This window comes from Blautia sp. HCP3S3_D9, from assembly GCF_052063845.1.
Lineage (GTDB): Bacteria > Bacillota > Clostridia > Lachnospirales > Lachnospiraceae > Blautia_A.
Genome location: NZ_JBQHWS010000149.1, coordinates 1 through 7,314, shown reverse-complemented (window position 1 = coordinate 7,314; position 7,314 = coordinate 1). Strand labels below are relative to the sequence as shown.

Annotated in this window: 11 protein-coding genes; all 11 read left to right on the top strand. The window is 40.6% G+C overall.

From position 1 onward, the window contains the following. A partial coding sequence (locus ACTNES_RS18125; RefSeq protein ID WP_441040295.1) for a winged helix-turn-helix domain-containing protein occupies positions 1–172 on the top strand: 172 nt, incomplete at its 5' end. Positions 173–316: 144 nt separating this feature from the next. Beyond that, the gene (locus tag ACTNES_RS18120; RefSeq protein WP_441040294.1) at positions 317–778 is read left to right on the top strand and encodes an RNA polymerase sigma factor; all 462 of its coding nucleotides are present in this window, start codon (positions 317–319) and stop codon (positions 776–778) included. Next, positions 775–1,527, top strand: coding sequence for a hypothetical protein (locus tag ACTNES_RS18115; protein WP_441040293.1), 753 nt, complete (start codon positions 775–777; stop codon positions 1,525–1,527). The genes ACTNES_RS18120 and ACTNES_RS18115 overlap by 4 nt, the downstream gene beginning before the upstream one ends. Next, the gene (locus ACTNES_RS18110) at positions 1,499–1,753 is read left to right on the top strand and encodes a winged helix-turn-helix domain-containing protein (protein ID WP_441040292.1); all 255 of its coding nucleotides are present in this window, start codon (positions 1,499–1,501) and stop codon (positions 1,751–1,753) included. The genes ACTNES_RS18115 and ACTNES_RS18110 overlap by 29 nt, the downstream gene beginning before the upstream one ends. Positions 1,754–1,897: 144 nt before the next feature. Next, positions 1,898–2,605: a lantibiotic protection ABC transporter ATP-binding protein gene (locus ACTNES_RS18105; RefSeq protein ID WP_441040291.1), complete on the top strand. Its 708-nt coding sequence runs from the start codon at positions 1,898–1,900 to the stop codon at positions 2,603–2,605. Then, positions 2,605–3,336, top strand: a complete 732-nt coding sequence (locus ACTNES_RS18100; protein ID WP_441040290.1) for a lantibiotic immunity ABC transporter MutE/EpiE family permease subunit — start codon at positions 2,605–2,607, stop codon at positions 3,334–3,336. The genes ACTNES_RS18105 and ACTNES_RS18100 overlap by 1 nt, the downstream gene beginning before the upstream one ends. Then, positions 3,329–4,081 carry a lantibiotic immunity ABC transporter MutG family permease subunit gene (locus ACTNES_RS18095; RefSeq protein ID WP_441040289.1) on the top strand — a complete coding sequence of 251 codons (753 nt, stop codon included), beginning with the start codon at positions 3,329–3,331 and terminating at the stop codon, positions 4,079–4,081. The genes ACTNES_RS18100 and ACTNES_RS18095 overlap by 8 nt, the downstream gene beginning before the upstream one ends. 14 nt (positions 4,082–4,095) lie before the next feature. Next, on the top strand, positions 4,096–4,461 hold the full coding sequence (locus ACTNES_RS18090) for a YccF domain-containing protein (RefSeq protein WP_441040288.1): 366 nt from the start codon (positions 4,096–4,098) through the stop codon (positions 4,459–4,461). Positions 4,462–4,479: 18 nt separating this feature from the next. Further along, a complete protein-coding gene (locus tag ACTNES_RS18085) occupies positions 4,480–5,139 on the top strand; it encodes a response regulator transcription factor (protein WP_441040287.1) in 660 nt (219 codons plus the stop codon). Beyond that, positions 5,130–6,485: a sensor histidine kinase gene (locus ACTNES_RS18080; RefSeq protein WP_441040286.1), complete on the top strand. Its 1,356-nt coding sequence runs from the start codon at positions 5,130–5,132 to the stop codon at positions 6,483–6,485. The genes ACTNES_RS18085 and ACTNES_RS18080 overlap by 10 nt, the downstream gene beginning before the upstream one ends. Positions 6,486–6,583: 98 nt before the next feature. Further along, positions 6,584–6,796, top strand: a complete 213-nt coding sequence (locus ACTNES_RS18075) for a hypothetical protein (RefSeq protein ID WP_441040285.1) — start codon at positions 6,584–6,586, stop codon at positions 6,794–6,796. Positions 6,797–7,314: the final 518 nt, after the last annotated feature.

Here is a 7,314-nt window from a genome sequence, read left to right as displayed (position 1 = left end):
ACAACATCCGGGATGGGTATTCTCCAAAGAACAAATTTACGAAGCAGTTTGGAAGGAGAATCCAAAGCACTGTGGCAGTGCAGTAGTAAATGTGATCAGCCAGCTTAGACGGAAGATTGGAGAGGAGTACATAGAAACTGTGATTAATAGTGGGTATAAGTTCATAGGATAAAAAGAATCGATGACAGTATGCTGTAATTGTCATCGGTTTTTTTATGGTTGAAGCAAGTCTTGTATTTAGATAAATTAAAAATATAACTTTTTAATGTCACCTAAAGGGGATATTTGGTGTGTACTATATAAAGGAGTAAAGTCAATGGAGCCGGAAACATTATTTATAAATTCTATGGATCAACTGTATCGGATGGCAAGGTTCATGTTGTCAGATGTTCAAGATGCAGAAGATGCAGTACAGGAAACATATGTAAGGTTTCTCATTAGAAAGCCTAAACTTAAAGATGAAGAGCATGGAAAGGCATGGTTTATGCGTGTTTGTATCAATATTTGTAAAAATCAACTTAGATTTAGAAACAGGCATCCACAATGCAATATCATAGAAGTAGACACTAAGGGGGTAGATTTTGGAGAACGGGAAATACTGAGAGAAATTTCTTTGTTGCCGGTTAAATTAAGGTCGGCTATGATTTTGTATTCCATAGAGGGGTATTCTGTAAAGGAAATTGCAGGAATATTGAAAATTTCTGAAGCGGCTGTTAAGAAAAGACTACAGCGAGGACGAGAACAGTTGAGTATCCGGTTAGGAGGTGAGATATCATGACAGGAAAAGAAGTATCAGAAAAGATTGTGCTGAATGAAGAAACAAAGTCTCGAATTATAGAGAATGGATATAGGATTGCTATGCAGAGAAAGAAAAATATGAAAAAGAGATATGGTATGGTATCTTTACTGCTTATAGTAGGGATTATGATGTTATATCTGGAAGGCAATTTGGGAGTGGAGAGAGACTATCCGATTAGAGTGTATGCGCAGGAAATATCCGAAGCAAATAAGATTGATTTGAAAGAACAAGAGGTATTTACACTTAAGAAAAAGCAGACTCCGTTGGGTTTGGGCTATGAACTGTATATGGCAGTAGATGAAGGATATTATTGTAAAACAATCAGTGATGCAACGGATGATGGTTTAGAAACCATTTTTTCGGGAGATGATTATATTTACTGGATTCCTGATTATTGGAAAAATGAAAATTTTAGGGTATATGATGAAGAAGGTAATTTGTTGGAAAATCAGAGTGGGGCTACATACTGTACAGCAACGGTTACTTATCGTGTGTATGACGAACAAGATATTTTACGGTTTCAGATGACTGTGAAACTTAAGGAAATGGATGGATCAGGGACAGGAGAAATTATAAAAATGATGTGCTATCCGAAAGAAATTGGCGGGGCAGGAGATCAAACGTCCGCATATGTAGTTCCATCGGGTATTCATGTTGTAGGTTTAGTGATTTTTTCTGTAATACTAATAATTTTAACTTATGAGGTATATTGGGTACGAAAAAAGTAATTGTAGTAAAACAAAGATACCCCATCATGAGTTTTTCACATTGCTTTACCTGGCATCCCATCCCTCTTGGGTTCTGTCCAAAGAGGAAATCTACGAAGCAGTCTGGAAAGCGGACCCGGAGCATTGCGGGGCGGCGGTGGCAAATGTGGTGTATTCGCTTAGACGGAAAATTGGAGATGGGTACATAGAAACGGTGGTCGGGAGCGGGTATCGGTTTGTGGGGTAAACGAACGTCCCAGAGTAGCAATGTAGGATTGCTGCTTTGGGACGTTTTCATGTACTCTGATAAAAAATCAAGAAGAAATCTTTATGGAATCTTCAAAATTACCCTGTATGCTATCCATGAAATTACAAGAAAGGACTTGATTACATGGATATGATTTTGAAAACAACAAATCTTTGTAAAAACTTCAAAGGGCAGATGGCGGTAAACAATGTGTCGCTGAACATCCGGCGCAATTCGGTTTATGGACTGCTGGGGCCGAACGGGGCTGGCAAATCCACGATTTTGAAAATGCTCACCGGCATTTTGCGCCCCACATCGGGAGAGATTGAGTTTGATGGCCACCCGTGGAGCCGCAACGACTTGCAGGCTATCGGCGCATTGATTGAAACGCCGCCCTTGTACGAAAATCTGAACGCATACGAAAATTTGAAAGTGCGATCCCTTGCACTCGGACTTTCAGATATCCGTATTGATGAGGTTTTGCACGTCGTTGATCTTACAGACACGGGAAAAAAGAAAGCAGGGCATTTTTCTTTGGGAATGAAACAAAGGCTCGGCATTGCCCTTGCGCTGCTGGCATCTCCCAAATTGCTGATTTTGGATGAACCGACAAACGGATTAGACCCCATCGGTATTCAAGAACTGCGGGAACTTATCTGCTCTTTTCCGGCGCATGGGATAACGGTGATTTTGTCCAGCCACATCCTATCCGAAGTAGAACAGATTGCGGATCACATCGGCATTATTTCCGGCGGGAAATTGGGGTATGAAAGCAAAATCGACAAGGACACAGATTTAGAAGAAATTTTTATGCGCGTTGTGGCAGCTAATAGTGAAAGGGGGAGAAACTAATGTTTTATCTTGTTCGCTCTGAGTTGTTAAAAATGCACCATACGTTTGCCCTAAAGCTGTTTATCGCGGCCCCTATTATTACTTTGGGACTGGGGTATTTCTTGAGTGGCAAATCCGTTCAGCTAACCGCCTATAATTGGTGGTATGCTTTAATCTTACCGATTACGATTGCTATTTGGTGCGCCAGCCTTATTAGCTGTGAGAAACGTACACAGTACCAGAATATTTTTTGTCTGCCCATTTCCATGAAAAAAGTCTGGCTCAGCAAGCTGCTGGCTGTTACTGTGCTGCTTTTCCTAACCAGCCTTATCATGTGGGGCGGCTGTACGGTCTTTGGTATTTTTACCGTAATGAACATTGATCCGCTTAACGGATTGACCGGGTGTATGCTATTGTTCTTTGCCTATATCTGGCAGCTTCCACTCATTATGTGGCTCACAAAAAAAGCAAATTATCTGGTTGGCGTCCTGCTCTCGTTTGGTTGCAATGTTGTTTTATCCATGATCGGGGCAGAAAGCAATTTGTTTTATATCAACCCTTTTGCCATTCCAGCACGCATTGTATGTCCCTTTTTCAAAATGCACCCCAATGGACTTCCCATTGAAAACGGTTCTTTCCTGCTGAATACAAGGCCAGTCATTCCAGCCATCGGGATCAGCTTAGTTTTAGCGGTACTGTGTTTCTGGCTTACAGCCTGGCCATTCGCTAAAGGAGATAGAAAACATGATTGAGTTATGGTATTATGTAAAAAGCGATTTTTTCAAATTGCGTAATTCTTCGTTTTTTTGGGCGCATATCTTATTTCCAATTTCCGGGGTAGCACTTGTGTTGCTCTATGCGGTATTTGCTGCTGTGAGTGATATAAACAAGATTGCGGTATTCTTTCAGATCTTCGCAATCGCATATCCTTTTGTTATCAGTATTGTTTGTGAAATTACCGCAGGACAGGAAATCCGGGCTGGGCATTGTCAAAATATTTTAGCCTTGCGTTCCAGAGCGAAAGCTATCTTATCAAAATTCCTGTTGCTTATCGTTGCAGGATTGTTCGCAATATTGTTCAGTATGGTTTTATTCATTGCACTACTTCCAGTGACAGGAACAAAACTGATTTTGCCGATATTTTCCCTTATATTACTGGCTCTGATCTTGTGGAGCAGTAATATCCTGCTATATGTGCTTTATATAGTTCTGGCGTTTCGGTTCGGAAGAACTGTCTGCATAGGTATGGGTGTTGTTGGCAGTTTATTAGCTGCGTTACTCCAAACGGGCTTAGGCACCGGCTTGTGGTTTGTGCTGCCGTATGGCTTCGGAGTACGTTTTACCGATTTCGCACTCAGATTTGCCTTGCGGGTTTTGCCTGTCATCAGTGCAGAACTTAAATTAGGGATGGGGTTGTGTGCAGGTATGACGATTCTGTTTATTGCGATTTTGCTCTTATGGTTTTCAAGATACGAGGGTAAGTATACAAATGATTAAGGGGGTGCTATACTATGGGGTGCTTAGGGAACATGATTTGGTTTCTGTGCGGAGGATTATGGCAAGGGTTAGCATGGACAGTAGCAGGCATCCTCTGGTGCATAACCATTATTGGCATACCGATTGGACGGCAATGCTTCAAATTTGCATCTCTCGCTTTTTTCCCTTTTGGAAAGGAAATTCAATATGGCGGCGGTGCAATGTCCACTTTGGCGAATTTTTTATGGATTATAATAAGCGGTATTCCTCTGGCTATTTCAGCAGCCTTAAACGGGGTGCTGTTATGTTGTACAATTATCGGCATACCGTTTGGAATGCAATGCTTTAAAATTGCGAAACTCGCCCTTATGCCTTTTGGGGCAACTGTACTTAAGACCTAATAGAAAAGAGGGATCGACATGGCAAACATATTAGTTGTTGATGATGAAAATGCAATGTTGCAACTGATAAAGCGTATTCTTGAAAAAGACGCCCATACTGTAACGCTTCAAGCAAATGCAAAAGCTGTTCTTGATATAGATTTCAGAAGATATGATTTAATTTTGCTGGATGTTATGATGCCGGATGTGGACGGTTTTGAATTGTGCAATCAAATCCGTTCCCGTGTGGATTGTCCTATCATTTTCTTGACCGCAAAAACACAGGAAAGCGACATTGTTCGCGGCTTGGGTATTGGCGGTGACGATTACATCACAAAGCCTTTTGGCACGAATGAACTGCTGGCCCGCGTAAATGCACATTTACGCAGGGACACCAGGGAAAAGAAATATGCGGTATCTATTTCAGGAATACTTTTCCATATCAACGCAAAGGAAGCAGAAATAAATGGGAATAAACTTCCCCTAACCAAAAGCGAATATGAAATTTGCGAATATCTTGCCCTGCATCGAGGGCAGGTCTTTTCAAGGGAGCAGATTTACGAAGCCGTTTTTGGCTTTGAGGGAGAAAGCGACGATAGCGTAATTGCCACTCATGTGAAAAATATTCGGAGTAAATTAGCAGCCATCGGATTATCCCCTATTGAAACAGTTTGGGGGGTGGGCTATAAATGGAAGTAAAAAAACTGCGCTCTATCTTCATGCGGTATATATTCGCAGTTGCTGTGGGTATCCTTTTCATTATCGCCATCAATTTTGGCCTATATATGCTCTGTGTAAATACAGAGGTCATTATTCCAGTTGTGAACATTGAAAACAGGATTACTGCTGCAACAGAAAAAATACAGACAAATGAATTGTTCGATGCAGCCGACATTCCAAACTTTTGTGATTATGCCGTTTATTCTTCTATGGGAGCATTTAAGTATGGCTCCCTATCAGAAGAAACAGCTAACACATTTTGGGTGGAGGCTGTCACAAATGGACAGGATCGGATTACCCCATATCGTGTTTTGGTTATCGACCATGGAGATGAAGTCATTCTTTTACGCTACCGCTTGACCTCACAATTCAGTAACGCCATGCTTCGTCGGATATGCCCGACAGCCGATCTCCTGCTTGTCGGATTGATAATAATTGAAGTTGTTATTCTTTTGTTCCTTGTTTCCTATTGGTTTGGGAAATATGCTGGCAGGAAAATTGACAAACTGCTTCTCATAACGCAAAAAATTGAGCAGCAGGATTTAGATTTTAAGATTGAAAGCAGCGGTATATTTGAAGTAGACCGCGCTTTATATGCTTTAGAACATTTGAAACAGGCACTAAGAATTTCCCTTGCGGAACAATGGCAGGCGGATAAAATACGGCAAGATCAAATTTCGGCGTTGGCTCATGATTTGAAAACTCCGCTAACTATCATTCGTGGAAATACGGAATTGCTATATGATACGGCACTTGCCGATGATCAAAAAGAGTGTGCGGACTATATTGAGGGAAGCGTTATTCAAATGCAGGATTACGTTGAAACGCTGATTGACATGACAAAAGCAAAAGAGAATTTTCCTTTTTGCCGCCAGAATATCAAATTATCTTCCTTGTTGCAGGAAATTCATACACAAACAAAAGGCTTATGCGTTGTAAAAAATGTTCGTCTGGAATGGAGAGAGAATTTTAATCAAGAATACATCTTTGCAGACAGAGAACAACTGATAAGGTCTTTCATCAACATACTATCAAATGCCGTAGAACATACACCGGCAGGAGGAATCGTTTCCTTTGATGTCCAAGAAAAAGACAATGCAATACTATTCTCTATTACGGATACGGGAAATGGTTTTTCTCCCGAAGCATTGAAACGAGCCACAGAACAGTTTTATATGGATGACCAAAGCAGAAATGCTAAATCACATTATGGGATAGGTCTTTATGTGGCGAACTCTATTATTACTCAACATAGAGGGCAGCTTCTATTAAGCAATTCTGAAAAAGGCGGCGGCGCACAAGTTACAGTTAGAATTCCATATTGATTGACTTCATGGACGGCTTCTGTGGCCGTCCATTTTTTCAAATCTTTATGAAATCCACAAAAATTCAAGTTATGATATTCACATAAAAGAAGTAACTGTTGGGCGATGTTGCTATGCTGGCAATTACTCAATCACCAAAATGGTCACGATTATCTTTTGAAGCTGTTGTTCAGGAAACTATTTCGCAACCTGACGGTGAAGTACGATTGATTGTTGAGCGAACAACAGAAATTTATAGTAGCCCTATGAACTCACTGGGTATTAGTGAAAGTACAGAAATAGTAGATACGGACGGAAATCCAATCAGGTGATATAGTCAAGGTTATTCTCAAAAACGCCTTTAATGAGGAAAAACCATTTTACTATCCAACAGTTTATGAAATTCAACTTATTAGCAACTGATTACTGAAAATTCTGCCGCACAATGATAAAGGAAAAAGTCCTTGTGCGGCAGGCTCTTTGCAATCTGTATTCTGCTAAAGCAGATCGCAAAATGAGCATTGTAAAGTCTATTTTCAGTTGTCGGCTCTGTTTGTTTTTGTCACATTCTGTCGAACGATTTTCAAAATATTAGACCGTTCAGAACTCATCCAGAACTTATCCGGAAGTCGGTGGTTTATAATGGCAGAAAACGAGAGAAACCAGCAGAAATAAGGAACTCTTGTCCTGCTGGCTTAACCAAGAGTCTTTTGTCACAGACTCACTTTATTGGGAGAAAAACTGTTCGGTTATACAGACCACGGTATTCTGTCTGGATATGTCCATTACAGAAATCATGGAATTGGAAGCATATCAGATTTATGTATTAGTAAAAAAAGAAAGTATTCCC